The 17951-nt window shown below is 61.0% G+C and carries 13 protein-coding genes; 9 read left to right on the top strand and 4 right to left on the bottom strand.

The features are described 5' to 3' along the window. Positions 1 to 2: 2 nt before the first annotated feature. From betB to yccS, 8 genes are all read left to right on the top strand, one after another. A complete protein-coding gene (betB, locus tag KW839_RS05650; protein ID WP_060542356.1) occupies positions 3 to 1475 on the top strand; it encodes a betaine-aldehyde dehydrogenase in 1473 nt (490 codons plus the stop codon). Between the two features lie 216 nt (positions 1476 to 1691). Next, on the top strand, positions 1692 to 3392 hold the full coding sequence (gene betA / locus KW839_RS05645; RefSeq protein WP_218423671.1) for a choline dehydrogenase: 1701 nt from the start codon (positions 1692 to 1694) through the stop codon (positions 3390 to 3392). A gap of 278 nt (positions 3393 to 3670) precedes the next feature. Continuing rightward, positions 3671 to 5113 carry a TldD/PmbA family protein gene (locus KW839_RS05640; protein WP_218423670.1) on the top strand — a complete coding sequence of 481 codons (1443 nt, stop codon included), beginning with the start codon at positions 3671 to 3673 and terminating at the stop codon, positions 5111 to 5113. Next, entirely contained in the window at positions 5113 to 6462 is a 1350-nt protein-coding gene (locus KW839_RS05635; RefSeq protein WP_218423669.1) for a TldD/PmbA family protein, read from the top strand. The genes KW839_RS05640 and KW839_RS05635 overlap by 1 nt, the downstream gene beginning before the upstream one ends. Before the next feature lie 170 nt (positions 6463 to 6632). Continuing rightward, positions 6633 to 8060 carry a multidrug transporter subunit MdtD gene (mdtD, locus tag KW839_RS05630; protein ID WP_060542360.1) on the top strand — a complete coding sequence of 476 codons (1428 nt, stop codon included), beginning with the start codon at positions 6633 to 6635 and terminating at the stop codon, positions 8058 to 8060. A 105-nt stretch (positions 8061 to 8165) separates the two neighbouring features. Beyond that, positions 8166 to 9503, top strand: a complete 1338-nt coding sequence (gene dbpA, locus KW839_RS05625; protein ID WP_236707813.1) for an ATP-dependent RNA helicase DbpA — start codon at positions 8166 to 8168, stop codon at positions 9501 to 9503. A gap of 153 nt (positions 9504 to 9656) precedes the next feature. Continuing rightward, the gene (locus KW839_RS05620; RefSeq protein WP_218423668.1) at positions 9657 to 10835 is read left to right on the top strand and encodes an NAD(P)/FAD-dependent oxidoreductase; all 1179 of its coding nucleotides are present in this window, start codon (positions 9657 to 9659) and stop codon (positions 10833 to 10835) included. 250 nt (positions 10836 to 11085) lie between these two features. Then, the gene (yccS, locus tag KW839_RS05615; RefSeq protein ID WP_218423667.1) at positions 11086 to 13269 is read left to right on the top strand and encodes a YccS family putative transporter; all 2184 of its coding nucleotides are present in this window, start codon (positions 11086 to 11088) and stop codon (positions 13267 to 13269) included. Between the two features lie 91 nt (positions 13270 to 13360). On the opposite strand, the gene KW839_RS05610 is transcribed toward yccS, so the two are convergent. Further along, a complete protein-coding gene (locus tag KW839_RS05610) occupies positions 13361 to 14098 on the bottom strand; it encodes an ABC transporter substrate-binding protein (protein WP_218423666.1) in 738 nt (245 codons plus the stop codon). 256 nt (positions 14099 to 14354) lie between these two features. Between KW839_RS05610 and KW839_RS05605 the strand changes: the two genes are divergently transcribed. Next, entirely contained in the window at positions 14355 to 14807 is a 453-nt protein-coding gene (locus tag KW839_RS05605) for a GNAT family N-acetyltransferase (protein ID WP_060542365.1), read from the top strand. A gap of 64 nt (positions 14808 to 14871) precedes the next feature. Here KW839_RS05605 and KW839_RS05600 read toward each other — a convergent pair whose 3' ends face one another. The 3 genes from KW839_RS05600 to KW839_RS05590 are packed head-to-tail and all read right to left on the bottom strand — an operon-like array spanning position 14872 to position 17852. Continuing rightward, on the bottom strand, positions 14872 to 15168 hold the full coding sequence (locus KW839_RS05600; protein WP_060542366.1) for a helix-turn-helix domain-containing protein: 297 nt from the start codon (positions 15166 to 15168) through the stop codon (positions 14872 to 14874). Positions 15169 to 15190: 22 nt separating this feature from the next. Beyond that, entirely contained in the window at positions 15191 to 15682 is a 492-nt protein-coding gene (locus tag KW839_RS05595; protein ID WP_218423665.1) for a M48 family metallopeptidase, read from the bottom strand. A 46-nt stretch (positions 15683 to 15728) separates the two neighbouring features. After that, positions 15729 to 17852 (bottom strand): bifunctional diguanylate cyclase/phosphodiesterase, encoded by a 2124-nt coding sequence (locus KW839_RS05590; RefSeq protein ID WP_218423664.1) that lies wholly within the window; start codon positions 17850 to 17852, stop codon positions 15729 to 15731. Between the last annotated feature and the right edge of the window lie 99 nt (positions 17853 to 17951).

The raw sequence follows: 17951 nt of genomic DNA, 5'->3' as shown, positions 1-17951 counted from the left end.
ATATGGCCCGTTTCGAACTGCAAAAACTCTACATCGACGGCGCGTACAGCGACGCCAGCAGCGACGCCACTTTCGAAGCCATCAACCCGGCTAACGGAGAAGTCCTCGCAAAAGTACAACGTGCGACCAAGGAAGACGTCGAGCGCGCCGTAGTCAGCGCTGAAAAGGGCCAGAAAATCTGGGCCGCCATGACCGCCATGGAGCGTTCGCGCATCCTGCGTCGCGCCGTGGAAATCCTGCGCGAGCGCAACGACGAGCTGGCTGCCCTGGAAACCCTGGACACCGGCAAGGCTTACTCCGAAACCCGTTACGTCGACATCGTCACCGGTGCAGACGTGCTGGAGTACTACGCAGGCCTGGTCCCGGCCATCGAAGGCGAGCAGATCCCACTGCGCACCACTTCGTTCGTCTACACCCGTCGCGAGCCACTGGGCGTTGTCGCCGGTATCGGCGCGTGGAACTACCCGATCCAGATCGCGCTGTGGAAATCCGCACCGGCCCTGGCGGCCGGTAACGCAATGATCTTCAAACCAAGCGAAGTCACTTCCCTGACCACCCTGAAGCTGGCCGAGATCTACACCGAAGCCGGCGTGCCGAATGGCGTGTTCAACGTTCTGACCGGCAGCGGCCGCGAAGTCGGCACCTGGCTGACCGAGCACCCGCGCATCGAGAAAGTCTCGTTCACCGGCGGCACCGACACCGGCAAGAAAGTCATGGCCAGCGCTTCGAGCTCCTCGCTCAAGGACGTGACCATGGAACTGGGCGGCAAGTCGCCGCTGATCATCTGCGACGACGCCGACCTCGATCGCGCCGCCGACACCGCGATGATGGCCAACTTCTACAGCTCCGGTCAGGTCTGCACCAACGGCACTCGCGTGTTCGTACCGGCGCACCTGAAAGCCGCTTTCGAAGCCAAGATTGCTGAGCGCGTTGCACGCATCCGCATCGGCAACCCGGAAGACGAAAACACCAACTTCGGCCCGCTGGTCAGCTTCGCCCACATGGAAAGCGTGCTGGGCTACATCGCCAAGGGCAAGGAAGAAGGTGCACGCCTGCTGTGCGGCGGCGAGCGCCTGACTGACGGTGAATTCGCCAAAGGTGCGTTCGTGGCACCCACCGTGTTCACCGACTGCACCGACGACATGACCATCGTTCGCGAAGAGATCTTCGGCCCGGTCATGGCGATCCTGTCTTATGAAACCGAAGAAGAAGTGATCCGCCGTGCCAACGATACCGACTTCGGCCTGGCCGCCGGTATCGTCACCAAGGACCTGAACCGCGCCCACCGCGTGATTCATCAACTGGAAGCCGGTATCTGCTGGATCAACGCCTGGGGCGAGTCCGACGCGAAGATGCCGGTCGGTGGCTACAAGCAGTCGGGTGTTGGTCGTGAGAACGGCATCAGCTCGCTGAACAACTTTACCCGCATCAAATCGGTACAGGTCGAGCTGGGCGATTACGCCTCGGTGTTCTGATTCGCACGCGCTCTGGAGTGAACGCCATTGTGGCGAGGGGGCTTGCCCCCGTTGGGCTGCGAAGCGGCCCCATCCAGGCACTGCATGCTTTCAGATAGAACGAGGTCGCTGAATTTGCGACTGCTGCGCAGCCGAACGGGGGCAAGCCCCCTCGCCACAGGTTGTGCAGTGTCCCAGCGACCGAGACCTGAACCAACATCAAAGAGGGTGCATTCAATGTCCCAAGAATTCGATTACATCATCATCGGTGCCGGCTCGGCCGGTAACACCCTGGCGACCCGTCTGACTGAAGACGAAGGCGTCACCGTCCTGCTGCTCGAAGCCGGCGGCCCGGACTACCGTTTTGACTTCCGTACGCAAATGCCGGCTGCGCTGGCGTTCCCGCTGCAAGGCCGTCGCTACAACTGGGCCTACGAAACCGATCCGGAGCCACACATGGACGGCCGTCGCATGGAATGCGGCCGCGGCAAGGGCCTGGGCGGTTCCTCGCTGATCAACGGCATGTGCTACATCCGCGGCAACGCCATGGACTACGACGGCTGGGCGAAACTGCCAGGCCTGGAAGACTGGTCGTACCTGGACTGCCTGCCGTATTTCCGTAAAGCGGAAACCCGCGACATCGGCCCGAACGACTACCACGGTGGCGACGGTCCGGTCAGCGTGACCACGCCAAAAGCCGGCAACAACCCGCTGTTCCACGCCATGGTTGAAGCCGGCGTGCAGGCCGGTTACCCGCGTACCGAAGACTTGAACGGCTACCAGCAGGAAGGCTTCGGCCCGATGGACCGCACCGTGACCCCGAAAGGTCGTCGCGCCTCCACCGCCCGTGGCTACCTGGACGTGGCCAAGAAGCGTTCGACCCTGACCATCGTCACCCACGCCCTGACCGACAAGATCCTGTTCGAAGGCAAGCGTGCGGTCGGCGTTCGTTACCTGGTCGGCGATGCTGAAGAGCGTGTTGAAGCCAAGGCGCGCAAGGAAGTGCTGCTGTGCTCTGGCGCCATCGCTTCGCCGCAGATCCTGCAACGCTCCGGCGTCGGCCCTGCGCAACTGCTGGACAAGCTCGACATTGCGGTGGTCCATGACCTGCCGGGCGTCGGTGAAAACCTGCAGGATCACCTTGAGCTGTACCTGCAATACGCGTGCACCCAACCGGTCTCGCTGTACCCGTCGCTGCTCTGGTACAACCAGCCGGCCATTGGTGCCGAATGGCTGTTCAACGGCACCGGCATCGGCGCCAGCAACCAGTTCGAAGCCGGCGGTTTCATCCGCACCCGAGAAGAGTTCGAGTGGCCGAACATCCAGTACCACTTCCTGCCGGTGGCGATTAACTACAACGGCAGCAACGGTGTGAAAGAGCACGGCTTCCAGGCGCACATGGGTTCCATGCGCTCGCCAAGCCGCGGTCGCATCCAGGCCAAGTCCAAGGACCCACGCCAGCACCCGAGCATCCTGTTCAACTACATGGCTACCGAACAGGACTGGCAGGAATTTCGCGACGGCATCCGCCTGACCCGTGAAATCATGCAGCAGCCGGCACTGGATGCCTTCCGCGGTCGCGAGATCAGCCCGGGCATCGAAGTGCAAACCGACGAGCAACTGGACAAGTTCATCCGCGAACACGCCGAAACCGCGTTCCACCCGTCCTGCTCGTGCAAGATGGGCACCGACGACATGGCCGTGGTCGATGGCGAAGGTCGCGTGCACGGCATGCAAGGCCTGCGCGTGGTCGATGCCTCGATCATGCCGATCATCACCACCGGCAACCTCAACGCCCCGACGATCATGATGGCCGAGAAAATCGCCGACAAGATCCGTGGCCGCCAGCCGTTGCCGCGCAGCAAGGCTTCGTACTACGTGTGTGGTGATGCGCCGGTGAAGGGCAAGCCGATGCGGGAAGTGGGCCAGACTGCGTAAGACGCTGCACCGCGTCACGGCTATTCGCGAGCAAGTCCGCTCCCACACTGGATCTTCGGTGAACATATATATTGTGAACACCCGAGGGTAAATGTGGGAGCGGGCTTGCTCGCGAAGGGGCCTTATAAAGCGACACCCCTCTATCTGGCTCACCCGAGTCAAACCTTCCCAATCCGCTCCATCCTTGCTCCCACCACCACGCAGGCCTAATCTAGCGCCACGCAAATATTTCACCCTCCCCTCGCAACATCGATGCTCCATACCAAGGAGGTTTCCGAATGTTCGATTTCTACCCCCAGCTCAAGCAGCGCTTCGCTGCCTTGCGCACGGGCGCTGAATTCTTTTCCCTGCGTTATGTGCGCGAGTCTGGCCAGTACCTGTCGGTGCGCAAGAACGTCGCCGAACCGCCAAGCCTGAGCCGTGACGAAGGGGCGATGCTGACGGTGCGGGTCAACGGCGTCGAAGCCTATGCCGCCACCAATGACCTGTCGCAACAGGGCTTGCAAGCCGCCCTCGAACGCGCCGAGCACCAGGCGCGCCGGCTCAAGCCTCACGCCCTGCTGGATCTGCGCGAGCAATCCGTTTCCAGCGACCGTGCCGACTACTTTTCGCCGAACCTCGATCAGCCCTTCCCGAACCTGAGCGACTGCTACGCATTGCTCAGTGCCGAATCCGCCGCCGTCCCCAAGGACGAGCGTCTGGTGAACTGGCAGGTGAGCATCGGCATCACTCATGTCGAACAGATATACCTCAGCAGTGCCGGTGCCGAACTGCGTCAGGCCCAGCGTTTCGTCTACCCCGGCCTCGATGTCACCGCCTACGACGGCAATGACAGTCAGACCCGTACCCTCGGCCGGGAAAACTTCGGCCAACAGGGTGGCTTCGATGTCATCAGTCGTTGCGGCCTGATCGGGGCCGGCGCACGAGTTGCCGATCAGGCTCTGCAATTGCTGTTGGCGCCGAACACGCCGCAAGGTCCGCGCGACCTGCTGCTGATGCCCGACCAGATGATGTTGCAGATCCACGAATCCATCGGCCACCCGCTGGAGCTGGACCGCATCCTCGGCGACGAACGCAATTACGCCGGCACCAGCTTCGTCAAAGCCGAAGACTTCGGCAGCCTGCAGTACGGCTCGAAACTGCTCAATGTGACCTTCGACCCGGACATTCCCGAACAACTGGCCAGCTACAGCCATGACGACGACGGTACGCCCGCCAGCAAACAATTCCTGATCCGCGAGGGTCTGTTGCTGCGCCCGCTGGGCGGTGCCCTGTCGCAATTTCGCGCCGGCATGGAAGGCGTCGCCAACAGCCGCGCCTGCGGCTGGAACCGTCCGCCAATCGACCGCATGGCCAACCTGAATATCGAGCCCGGCGATCAACCGCTGGAGCAACTGATCGGCAACATCGAGCACGGCATTCTGATGAGTACCAACCGCTCCTGGTCCATCGACGATGCGCGCAACAAATTCCAGTTCGGCTGCGAATGGGGCCAGTTGATCGAAAACGGCGAACTCAAGGGTGTGGTGAAGAACCCGAACTACCGGGCAATTTCCGCGCAGTTCTGGAAAAGTCTCAGCGCCGTCGGCGATGCCAGCACGTTCAAGGTCCTCGGGACGCCGAACTGCGGCAAGGGCGAGCCGAATCAGGTAATCCGCGTCGGCCATGCTTCACCTGCCTGCGTGTTCAGCAACGTTGATGTGTTCGGGGGAGATGCCTGATGACTACTTTCACGATCTCGTCAAAAGCCCAGGCCGAATCGTTCCAGGCCTTGGTCGCCGGATTGCGCGCAGCTCTGCGCGAACCGGAACAGTTCACCCTCAGCTACGCCGCCGAGTCGTCGGCCTTCGTGCGTTTCAACCACGCCAAGGTCCGGCAAGCCGGGCAAGTGCAGCAGGCGAGCATCGGTTTGAAACTGATCAACGAGGGCCGTCACGCCGACCTGCAAATCACCCTGGCGGACGATCCGCAAGTCGACCTTCAGCGTCTGACCGAAGGTCTGCAACAGCTGCGTGAAACCTTGCCACTCCTGCCGAAGGATCCGTACCTGCTGCTCAACCACAATGGTTGGCAAAGCAGGAACGTGCAGGAGCATCCACTGCCGGACAGCGAGCAGGTGATTGCTGAAATCACCCAGGCCGCCGAAGGTCTCGATCTGGTCGGCTTCTATGCCGCCGGGCCGATCAGCCGTGGCTTTGCAAGCTCCGCCGGGGCGTTCGGCTGGCATCAGGCCAACAGTTTCAACTTCGACTTCAGCCTGTTCCATGAAAACGGCCAGGCAGTGAAAGCCAGCTACGCCGGGCACGACTGGAGCAGTGAGGGTTTTGCCAAGCGCTTCCAGCAGGCCCGTGAGCAACTTGAGTTTCTGGGGCGGCCGTTGCGCACGTTGGCGCCGGGGCAGTACCGCGCTTACCTCGCCCCTGCCGCGCTGGAGGAGATCATGGGCATGCTGTGCTGGGGCGGTTTTTCCGCGCAGTCGATTGCCAGCAAAAGCAGCCCATTGCAGAAGCTCTACGCAGGAGATCAGACGTTCAGCCCACTGGTTTCGCTGGATGAAAAAGTCACCGGCTCGCTCAGCCCGGCGTTTTCCGCCGAGGGTTACCCGCGCAGCGATCTGCGCTTGATTGTCGAAGGCAAGGCCGGGGCGCAAATGGTCGGCTCGCGCAGTGCCGCCGAATACGGTCTGACCGCGAACGGCGCCAGTGGCGGTGAATCGCCGAGTGCGTTGAACTTGCAGGCGGGTGATTTGCCTGAGGCAGATGTACTCAAACAACTCGGCACCGGTTTGTACATCAGCAACCTGTGGTACCTGAACTACTCGGACCAACCGGCGGCACGCCTGACTGGCATGACCCGGTTTGCGACGTTCTGGGTCGAGAATGGCGAGATTCAGGCGCCGGTGAGCACCATGCGGTTTGATGACAGCGCCTACAGCCTGCTGGGTTCGCAACTGGAAGCGTTGACCCAGGAACGCGAGATGCTGTTGTCGGCGAGCACCTATAGCCAGCGGGACACCGCGTCGTCCCTGTTGCCGGGGGCGATCGTCAGCCGGTTGACCCTGACCTTGTAAACACAAAACCCTGTGGCGATGGGGCTTGCCCCCGTTCGGCGGCGAAGCCGTCGTAAATCCAGGATGCGTTTTTTCTGATGAAACGCATTTGCTGTGCAGGGACTGCTTCGCAGTCCAACGGGGGCAAGCCCCCTCGCCACAATGGTCCATTCCAACCCAACAGAGGTCCCATGCCCAACCGCCCGCCTCTCGACGCCGTCACCGCCCGCTGGATACCGTGGGTCGTGGCCATTGCCTTCTTCATGCAGTCCCTCGACGGGACGATCCTCAATACCGCCCTGCCGGCCATGGCCGCAGACCTGGCGGAAGACCCGCTGCGCATGCAGGGCGTGATCATCGCCTACATGCTCACCGTCGCCCTGCTGATTCCCGCCTCAGGCTGGATCGCCGACCGCTTCGGCACCAAGAAAATCTTCTTCAGCGCGATTCTGCTGTTCAGCCTCGGCTCGCTGCTCTGCGCATTGTCCACCAGCCTGACCCAGTTGAACGGCGCCCGGGTGATTCAGGGCCTGGGCGGTGCGCTGATGCTGCCAGTCGGGCGGCTGGTGGTGCTACGCGCCTACCCGCGCTCGGAACTGGTGCGGATCATGGGCTTCATCACCATTCCCGGCCTGCTCGGACCGTTGATCGGTCCGACCATGGGTGGCTGGATGGTGCAATACCTGACCTGGCACTGGATTTTCCTGATCAACCTGCCGGTGGGGCTGGTCGGTTGCTACGCCGTGTGGAAATTCATCCCCGACCTGCGCGGTTCCGAGCGTACCCGTTTCGATAGCCTGGGCTTCGTATTGTTCGGCGCGGCGATGATCCTGATCACCGTCGCCATGGAGGGTCTGGGCGAACTGCACCTGCCGCACTTGCGAGTGATGCTGCTGCTGTTCGCCGGCATGGCGTGCCTCGCGGCCTACTGGTTGCGCGCCGGACATATCGAGAACCCGCTGTTTGCACCGTCGCTGTTCAAGACCCGGACTTTCGCCGTCGGCATCCTCGGCAACCTGTTCGCCCGCCTCGGCAGCGGCGCGCTCCCCTTTCTGGTGCCATTGTTGCTGCAAGTCGCATTGGGCTATTCGCCGTCCCAGGCCGGGATGAGCATGCTGCCGCTGGCTGCAGCGGCGATGGTCGCCAAGTGGGTGGCGCGGCCGCTGATCGAGCGTCTGGGCTATCGCATCGTGCTCACCGGCAACACCCTCGCCTTGGGAATCATGCTGGCGGGCATGGGCCTGGTCAGCGAACAGACGCCGTACTGGCTGTTGTTGTGCCTGCTGGCGGTTCTCGGCGCGATCAACTCCTTGCAGTTCACCGCGATGAACACCGTGACCCTGATTGACCTCGACGACGCCAGCGCCAGCAGCGGCAACAGCCTGTTGTCGGTGGTCGCGCAATTGTCCCTGAGCCTCGGCGTTGCCTGCGCCGGGGCGCTGCTCGGCGGGTTTACGGCGGAAATCGGAAATGACGGCGTCGAGACCGTATTGGGTGCATTCCAGCTGACGTTTGTAACCGTTGGAATCATGGCCATGCTGGCCGCTACGATCTTCTCGCAGCTCTCAAAGGAAGACGGACGGCGCGTCAAACGTCCGGAACAGCACATCGAACCTTAGGGCGAATGGCCACTGGGCTGGTACACTGCGCGACATTTTGTTTTGCAGGCCAGTCCCGTGACCACCATCGCCACCGAATTTAATACTTTGCCGCTGTCCGCCGCCATGCTGGCTAACCTCGACTCCCTCGGTTATGCCCAGATGACGCCGATCCAGGCGCAAAGCTTGCCGGTGATCCTCAAGGGGATGGACCTGATTGCCCAGGCCAAGACCGGCAGCGGCAAGACTGCCGCCTTCGGTATCGGCCTGCTGAACCCGATCAATCCGCGCTATTTCGGCTGCCAGGCATTGATTCTTTGCCCGACCCGCGAGCTGGCTGACCAGGTTGCCAAGGAAATCCGTCGCCTGGCCCGTGCCGAAGACAACATCAAGGTTCTGACCCTGTGCGGAGGCGTGTCCCTCGGCCCGCAGATCGCTTCGCTGGAGCACGGCGCGCATATCATCGTCGGCACCCCGGGGCGCATCCAGCAGCACCTGCGCAAAGGTTCGCTAGTGCTTCACGGCCTGAACACCCTGATCCTCGACGAAGCCGACCGCATGCTCGACATGGGTTTCTACGACTCCATCGAAGAAATCATCATGCAGGCCCCGGAGCGCCGCCAGACCCTGCTGTTCTCCGCCACCTACCCGGTAGGTATCAAGCAGTTGGCCTCGAAATTCATGCGCAACCCGCAGCAGGTGAAGGCCGAGGCGTTCCACGACGACACGCAGATCGAGCAACGTTTCTACGAGATCTCCCCGGAAGAGCGCATGAGCGCCGTGACCAAGGTCCTCGGCCACTTCCGCCCGGCGTCCTGTGTAGCATTCTGCTTCACCAAGCAGCAGGTGCAGGAAACCGTCGATCACCTGACCGCCAAAGGCATCTCCGCGGTCGGCCTGCACGGCGATCTGGAACAGCGCGACCGCGACCAGGTACTGGCCATGTTCGCCAACCGCAGTACTTCGGTACTGGTTGCCACCGACGTTGCCGCCCGCGGCCTTGATATCGATTCCCTGGACATGGTGATCAACGTCGAGCTGGCCCGTGATTCGGAAATCCACATCCACCGCGTGGGCCGTACCGGCCGTGCCGGTGAGAAAGGCCTCGCGATCAGCCTGGTCGCACCGTCCGAAGCCCAGCGTGCGCAGGCCATCGAGCAGTTGCAGAAATCGCCGTTGACCTGGGATCAGGTAGACAACCTCACCAATCAGGGCGGTGGCCCGCTGCTGCCGCAGATGAGTACCCTGTGCATCGGTGCTGGCCGTAAAGACAAGGTTCGTCCGGGCGACATTCTGGGCGCACTCACTGGTGATGCCGGCATCCCCGGCGCCCAGGTCGGCAAGATCGCGATCTTCGACTTCCAGGCCTATGTGGCCGTGGAACGTGGCATCGCCAAGCAGGCCTTGCAGCGTTTGAACGATGGCAAGATCAAAGGCCGCTCGTTGCGCGTGCGTATTTTGTAAGCGATCTTCCAACCAAAGAAGGTCCCCTGTGGGAGCGGGCTTGCTCGCGAAAGCGGTCTATCAGTCGACATTGATGTTGAATGTGATGGCCCCATCGCGAGCAAGCCCGCTCCCACAGTTTGTTTTGTGGTGATACATCGAGAGGACACCGTTTTGCGCTCTACCGAAGTCGTGATCATTGGCGCTGGCGCCGCAGGGTTGATGTGTGCACTGACCGCCGCCGGGCGTGGGCGCAAAGTGTTGTTGCTCGACCACGCCAACAAGGCCGGCAAGAAAATCCTGATGTCGGGTGGCGGGCGCTGCAATTTCACCAACATGTACGCAGAACCGGGCAATTTCCTGTCGCAGAACGCGCACTTCTGCAAATCTGCCCTGGCCCGCTATACCCAGTGGGACTTCATCGGCATGGTGGCCAAGCACGGCGTGCCCTACCACGAGAAAAAACTCGGCCAGCTGTTCTGCGATAACAAATCCAGCGACATCCTCGAAATGCTGCTCAACGAGTGCGATCAGGTCGGCGTCAGCCTGCACCTGGACACCTCGATCCAGACCATCGAGAAACTCGAAAGCGGTTACCTGCTGGACACCACGCTCGACCAGATCACCTGCGAATCCCTGGTAATCGCCACCGGCGGCCTGTCGATCCCGACCCTGGGTGCCACCGGTTTCGGCTATCAGGTGGCCAGGCAATTCGGCCACGAACTGCTGCCGACCCGCGCCGGCCTGGTGCCGTTCACCATTACCGATCAGCTCAAGGCCCTGTGCACCGAGTTGTCCGGTACGTCGGTGGATTGCCTGGTGAGCTGCAACGACCAGAGCTTTCGCGAGAACATCCTGTTCACCCACCGCGGCCTCAGCGGCCCGGCGATCCTGCAGATTTCCTCGTTCTGGGAATCCGGCGACACCGTTGAAATCAACCTGATGCCGGACCACGACGTGCCGAGTTGGCTGCAACAGCAGCAAGCCGAACGTCCGAACAGCGAACTGAAAACCCTGCTCGGAGAAATTTTCACCAAGAAAATGGCCAACCTGCTGGCGGACAACTGGTTCGCCTCCAAACCGATGAAGCAGTACACCCATGCGGAACTGGCGGACATCGCGGAAAAACTGGCGAGCTGGAAAGTGGTCCCGGCCGGCACCGAAGGCTATCGCACCGCCGAAGTGACCTTGGGCGGCGTCAACACCAACGAGGTGTCTTCCAAGACCATGGAATCGTTGAAAAGCCCCGGCTTGTATTTCATTGGCGAAGTGCTCGATGTCACCGGGCACCTGGGCGGTTTCAACTTCCAGTGGGCCTGGGCATCCGGCTACGCCGCCGCGCAGTACGTCTGACCAACTGGCGTACACAAAACAACTGTGGGAGCGGGCTTGCTCGCGAAAGCGTCGGATCAGTCAACATTGATGTTGAATGACACACCGCCTTCGCGAGCAAGCCCGCTCCCACATTGGGTCTGTGATGATTTGCAGAGTGTATTCACACAAGGAAGGAACAGATTTTGCTGTCTGATGTGATCGCCGCCATTGCGTCGACGTCATTAGTGGCTCAATTTAGCGTCATTGCCTCGGAAGGCCTTCGCACTTCATGTCATCGACTTCGTTCAGCCAGTCTCTGCGTCGCCTTTGGGCGCTGGATAAATTCAGCTACAGCGTGCGGGTGTTCATCGCCCTGACCGGCACCATGGCGCTGTGTTGGTATCAGGATGAAATGGGCCTGTTGATCCCGTTGTTCCTGGGGATCATTGCCAGCGCCCTGGCTGAAACCGACGACAGTTGGCAGGGCCGTCTCAATGCACTGGCGGTCACGCTGGTGTGTTTCCTGGTCGCTTCGCTGTCCGTCGAACTGCTATTCCCCTACCCGAAAATCTTTATCGTCGCCTTCGCCCTGGCTGCCTTCTGCCTGACCATGCTCGGCGCCCTCGGCGAACGCTATGGCGCGATTGCTTCAGCGACCTTGATCCTGTCGGTCTACACCATGATCGGCGTGGACCAGCGTGGTGGTGCGGTCACCGATGTCTGGCACGAACCGGTGCTGCTGGTGGCCGGTGCAGCCTGGTACGGTCTGCTTTCAGTGCTTTGGCAGGCGCTGTTCTCCAACCAGCCTGTACAGCAGAGCCTCGCGCGGCTGTTCCGGGAGCTGGGGTTTTACCTGAAGCTCAAATCATCGCTGTTCGAACCGATCCGGCAAATGGACGTTGAAGCGCGACGCCTGGAGCTGGCCCAGCAGAACGGCCGGGTGGTGGCGGCGATGAATGCGGCCAAGGAAATCATCCTGCATCGGGTTGGCAACGCCCGGCCGGGATCGAAAGTCAGTCGCTACCTCAAGCTGTACTTCCTCGCCCAGGACATCCACGAGCGCGCCAGCTCATCGCACTACCCCTACAACGCCCTGGCCGAAGCATTCTTCCACAGCGACGTGCTGTTCCGCTGTCAGCGCCTGCTGCGCCAGCAAGGCAAGGCCTGCAGGGCACTGGCCGAATCGATCCAGATGCGCCAGCCATTCATCTATGACGCCAGCTTCGCCGAGGCCCTGAGCGACCTGGACGCCTCCCTCGAACACCTGCGGGTGCAGAGCAACCCAGCCTGGCGCGGCTTGCTCCGCTCCTTGCGGGCACTGGCGGCAAACCTGGGTACCCTCGACCACCTGCTCAGCGACGCGAGCAACCCTGATGCCCTGGCCGACGCCACCGACAGTAGCCTGCTCGATCGCTCGCCACGCAACCTCAAGGACGTGTGGACCCGCCTGCGTACGCAACTCACGCCGACCTCGCTGCTGTTCCGCCACGCCCTGCGATTGCCCCTGGCCTTGAGCATCGGCTACGCCATGGTGCATTTGATCCACCCTTCCCAAGGCTACTGGATCATCCTCACCACGCTGTTTGTCTGCCAACCGAACTACGGCGCGACACGACGCAAACTCGGCCAGCGGATCATCGGCACCGCCTTTGGCCTGACGCTGGCCTGGGCGCTGTTCGATCTGTTCCCGAACCCGCTGATCCAGTCATGCTTCGCCATCGCCGCCGGGGTGGTGTTCTTTATCAATCGCACCACCCGCTACACCCTGGCGACGGCGGCAATTACCTTGATGGTGCTGTTCTGCTTCAACCAGGTGGGCGACGGTTACGGGCTGTTCCTGCCACGACTGCTCGATACCTTGCTCGGCAGCCTGATCGCCGGGCTGGCGGTGTTTTTGTTCCTGCCGGACTGGCAAGGCCGACGCCTGAACAAGGTGCTGGCCAACACGCTGACCTGCAACAGCATTTACCTGCGCCAGATCATGCTGCAGTACGCCGCCGGCAAGAGCGACGACCTGGCCTACCGCCTCGCCCGACGCAACGCACACAACGCCGACGCTGCGCTGTCGACCACCTTGGCGAACATGCTGATGGAGCCGGGGCACTTCCGTAAGGAGGCGGATGTCGGCTTTCGCTTCCTGGTGCTGTCACACACGCTGCTCAGCTATTTGTCAGGCCTGGGGGCACACCGGGAAACGCAGTTGCCGGCCGATGTTCGCGAGAACCTGATCGAAGGCGCCGGGGTGAAGCTCGCCACCAGCATCGACGAAATAGCCCAGGGGCTGGCCAGTAAATCCTCGATTGCGATCCAGAGCGACGAAGAAGAGGCGCTGGCCGATACCCTTGAGCAGATGCCCGATGAAATCGATGAAGGCCAGCGGTTGGTGCAGACACAACTGGCGTTGATCTGCCGGCAATTGGGACCGTTGCGGACGCTGGCGGCGCATCTGATCAAGGACACCAGCGAAGCTTGAGACATGCGGCGCCTGGAGGGGCCTCATCGCGAGCAGGCTCGCGATGAGGCCCGCTCAAACAACGCCGAACCCGCCGCTGGCAGCTAACGCCCTACATCCCATGCTGCCTCATCAACCTGGCATAACTCCCATCCGCCTTCATCGCCGCAATCGCGCGGTCGAAACCAGCGACGATCTGTTCGTGCTCCGGGTTCTTCAGGCTAACCAGAATGTGCAGACTGTTTTCGCTCAACGGCTTGGGCAGGAACTCCACGGCATTGCGCACCTTGGGCACTTCGCGAGCGAGGTAGTAACGGGCGACATATTCGTCTTCAAGGGTCAGTTTGACCCTGTTCGCCGCGACCATGCGCACTGCCATGGCGAAGCTGTGCACCGGGACTTTTTGCAACGACTGGTCTTCATCGAAGGTCGATGAATAGGCGTAACCGCGCACCACCGCAATCGGATAGGTGTGCAGTTGCTGCAGATCATTGAATTCGATGGGGGCATCTTTGCGCTTGAGAAACCGCACGCGGTTGAGCAGGTACTGCGCGGAAAACTGGCCAAGTTTTGTGCGCTCGTCGTTGTACCAGGCGTTGACCAGCACGTCGTACCGCCCCTCGCCCACCCCCCGCAGAGCCCTCGCCCAGGGCACCTGTTCAAACTCACTGGCATAACCGGCCCTGGCCAGTGCGGTACTGACAATATCCGTGGCCAGGCCGCCATTGATCAACGTGGCATCGGTAAAGGGAGGCCAGGCATCGGCTTCCAGACGCAGCCTGTCAGCGGACACCCCCTGGACCTGCAACAGCAATCCGATCAAGGCCAAAGCTCGATGCAATCGCGGCATGCTGGAAAATCCTTAGCGGGCGGTTTGCCCGGTGTGCTTTCAGCCAGAACCCCAAGGCCCCTTACCGGCATATCCCGGGTACTCAAAGTAGCTCATCGGAGCCACTGCAAAGCGCTTCATTGCAGAGTACACAAAGGCGGCGCAACCGCGAGCAATCAATGATGGCATTTTGGACATTGTTACAGATTGATCCGCCATAAAGACTTCTGCCACCAGTGCGCTTAGTATCGGAGGTACGTTTTCAGGAAATCAAAACATGACAGTCGATTGGATCTGCAAACACCACAGCGATCTGGGCAAAGAGCAGCTGTACGCCATTCTGCAGTTGCGTACCGAGGTATTTGTCGTCGAACAGAAATGCGTTTATCAGGACATTGATGGCCAGGATCTGGAAGGTGACACCTGCCACGTGATGGCCTGGGACGGCAACCGACTGGTGGCCTACCTGCGGCTGCTGGACCCGCAATCACAGGGTGGTGACGTGGTGATCGGCCGGGTGCTCACCGCACCGCACGCTCGTCGCAGTGGCCTGGGTCACGAGTTGATGGAGCAGGCGCTCAAGCAGATCGAAAAATACTGGCCCGACATGCCGGTCTATCTCTCGGCACAGGCACATTTGCAGGGGTATTACGGGCGATACGGGTTTGTCGTGTCGGGTGAGGAATATGTCGAGGATGGCATTCCACACATCGGGATGCGTCGTTCCTGAAGTGCTTCAACCCGGATTGCCGCAGGGGATCCGGGTTATACGGCAGGCTGCACAATACTGAAGCTCAGGGATACTCCAGCACTGCCTTGATCTGCTGCAGATTGCCCTCGATCCAGCCCCGATCGATCGCGCCCCACTCGCGAATCCGGTAGCGCCCCGCATGGTTGCGCGCTCCCTCTTCCTGCTCGAACTCGCAAACAATATCCAGATCCGCCAAGGCCGCGATGGTGTCCTGGGCGGTGCGCCGTGGCATGCCGGTGGCTTCGGTCAACGCCGGGACGCTGCTGGCCAGCCCGCTGTCGATCAGGTACGCCACGTACAAGCGGCGATAGAAACTGCTTTTGGTCTTGCTTACGTCCATCTAACGCTCCTTGAAAGATCGTCTATTGCATATCCCGCCACGTCAGGTACACCCGAACATCAAACTCGACTTGGTGATACCCCGGCAACATGTGCTCGCAAAGCTTGTAGAACGCCTTGTTGTGGTCCGATTCCTTGAAGTGTGCCAGCTCGTGCACCACGATCATTTTCAGGAACTGCGAAGGCGCATCCTTGAACAGCGAGGCAATGCGAATTTCGTTCTTGGCCTTGAGTTTGCCGCCCTGCACCCGGGAGATCGTGGTGTGCAGGCCAAGGGCTCGGTGAGTCAGGTCCAGACGGTTGTCGAACAGCACCTTGTCGATGGCCGGGGCATTGCGCAAGTATTCCTGCTTGAGGTCGAGCGCATAGGTGTACAGCGCCTTGTCACTCTGCACTGCGTGTTTTTCCGGGTAACGCTGGCTCAGGTAATCACCCAGCCGACCGTCGGTGATCAGTTGGCGCACCTGAGCCTGCAGGGAAGCGGGATAGGCCTGGAGGTATTTCAGAACGGTCATCGGGGCGGTAAATACAAGTCACGAAAAGATCGCCAGTGTAGCGAATTCAGCCGGACAACGCGCTCCAGTCGAATGGTTGCACAAAGCCGCCGACCTCCTCGGCCATCATCGGCCGCGCCACCAGTGAACCTTGCACATAGCCGCAACCATTGGCTTGCAGCCATTGATATTGCACGACGTTTTCCACTCCTTCGGCAACCACCTCCATGGCCAACTGGCTGCACAGGTCGATCACGCTACGCACCAGTGCCGCATCCCGTTCGGATGAAGGCAACCGCGCGATCATATGGCGGTCGAGTTTCAGCGTGTGGAGCTCCAGGTCGCGAATAAGCGCGAGGGAGCATGGCCCGCAACCAAAATCATCGAGAGCCACCCGCACCCCCAGATTGCGAAGCAGACGCAGTTGCTTGCGGGTTTCCTCGGTGTTATGCATCAAGGCCTCCTCGGTGACCTCGATTTCCAGATGGTGTGGCTGCAAGCCATGGCGCTCAAGTACCTGACGCAGTTCTGTTGCCAGGCCAGGCATAGCGAATTGCGTACTGCTCAAGCTGACACTCAATACCAGATCCTCGGCAAATACGGCTTCCCAGGCTTTGCGTTGCCCTGCGCTGCGCTGGTAAATCCAGCTGCCAAGCCGGCTGATCAACCGTGCCTCTTCCAGCAAGGGTAAAAACAGCCCCGGGGGAACATCGCCGACGCTTGGATGCTGCCAGTGCAGCAACGCCTCGAAACCACGGAGCCGCCCGCCAGCAATCGCGACCTGGGGTTGATACACCAGATTGAACTCACGATTCTCGATGGCCGTTCGCACACTTTCCTCGAGCATCAGCCGCGAACGCGCCCGCCCGTTCATTTCGTGGTCATAAAAGCGATATTGCTGACGGCCCGCACGCTTGGCTTCGTACATGGCGATGTCGGACGCTCGCAACAGCCCGTCGAGATTGGTAGCACAATCGGGAAACGTGGCAATGCCGATACTGGCGCCCAGCGCAATATCCAGCCCATCGATTTGCTGGCAGATGGATACTCGCTCAATAAGCTTCTCGGCAATCTTGGCCGCCTGCTCGGGAAACTCAAGATCCAGCAGCGCTGTGAACTCGTCGCCGCCTATCCGCGCCAGGATATCGAAAGGCCGCAGGCAGGTCTTGAGCTGCTCGGACACCCAGCGCAGGACCCGATCACCGGCATCGTGCCCAAGAGAGTCGTTGACTCGCTTGAAACCATCGAGATCCAGGAACAGCAATACCCAGTGGCTGTCCGCTCGCTCGCCGCGCAGCAGCAGGTTTTCCACCGTCTGGTAAAACCCCCGGCGGTTGAGCAGCCCGGTCAGCGGGTCGGTCACGGCCTGAAACTCCAGCTGCTGATGCAGGTGACGCACCACGGACATGTCCAGCACGGTCACCACCATCGCATGTTGCTCCGAAGGCAATGGTGCACAGGAAAGCGTCACCGGCACCTGCTGACCCAGCGCCGTGCGCAACAGCGCATCGTGCAGACGCAGGGTCTCGCCGCGTCGGTAAGCGGCAAAGAAGTCGGAATCGGCCCATACCGGAATATGCGGTTTTTGCAGGCAGTCCAGAAATTCCTTGCCTTGCAGCTCCTGCACCGTGGCATTGAGCAACCGCGACATTGCCGGGTTGGCAAACCGTATCAGCCCGTCCTCACCCACTACCGCAATGCCTTCGGCGGCGTTGTCCAGTATCGAAGCGTTGAAGGCGCGTGCGGACTCCAGGTCATGGCTCAGGTGCTGCAACTGCCGGCGATTGCGCTGATGCTCGAGCAGGGCCTGGACCTTGGGTTTAAGAATCTGTGGATCGAAGGGTTTGAAAAGATAGTCCACAGCACCGCTGGCATAGCCTTTGATCACGGCGTCCTGGGTCTGTTCGGCGGCGGTCAGGAAAATGATCGGCGTAAGGCGCGTTCGCTGGCTGCCGCGCATCAGGCGCGCGACTTCAAAACCATCCATGCCCGGCATCTGCACATCCAGCAGCACCAGGTCGATATCGTGTTCGAGCAGCAGACCCAGCGCTTCGAAGCCCGACGCGGCGGTGATGACCTGCCAGTCCTGACGAGACAGCAAGGCGTGCAGGCTGATCAGGTTTTCAGGGTAGTCATCGACGATCAGTAAGGTTGAGCTGCCTTCACCCGGCGTGGGTTGCGCGCATTCCATGCTGCTTCTCTTTGGCGGGAGTCAGGCCGGGCTCTTGTGAAAACCGGACAAATTGTAAGTGCTTACTCTAGACGCGGATCTACTAAAGCAGTAGGTGTC

It is taken from the genome of Pseudomonas sp. PDM31, from assembly GCF_019218965.1.
Taxonomy (GTDB): Bacteria; Pseudomonadota; Gammaproteobacteria; order Pseudomonadales; family Pseudomonadaceae; genus Aquipseudomonas.
The sequence above is the reverse complement of the archived record's forward strand: the minus strand, read 5'-3'. Positions and strand labels throughout refer to the sequence as shown.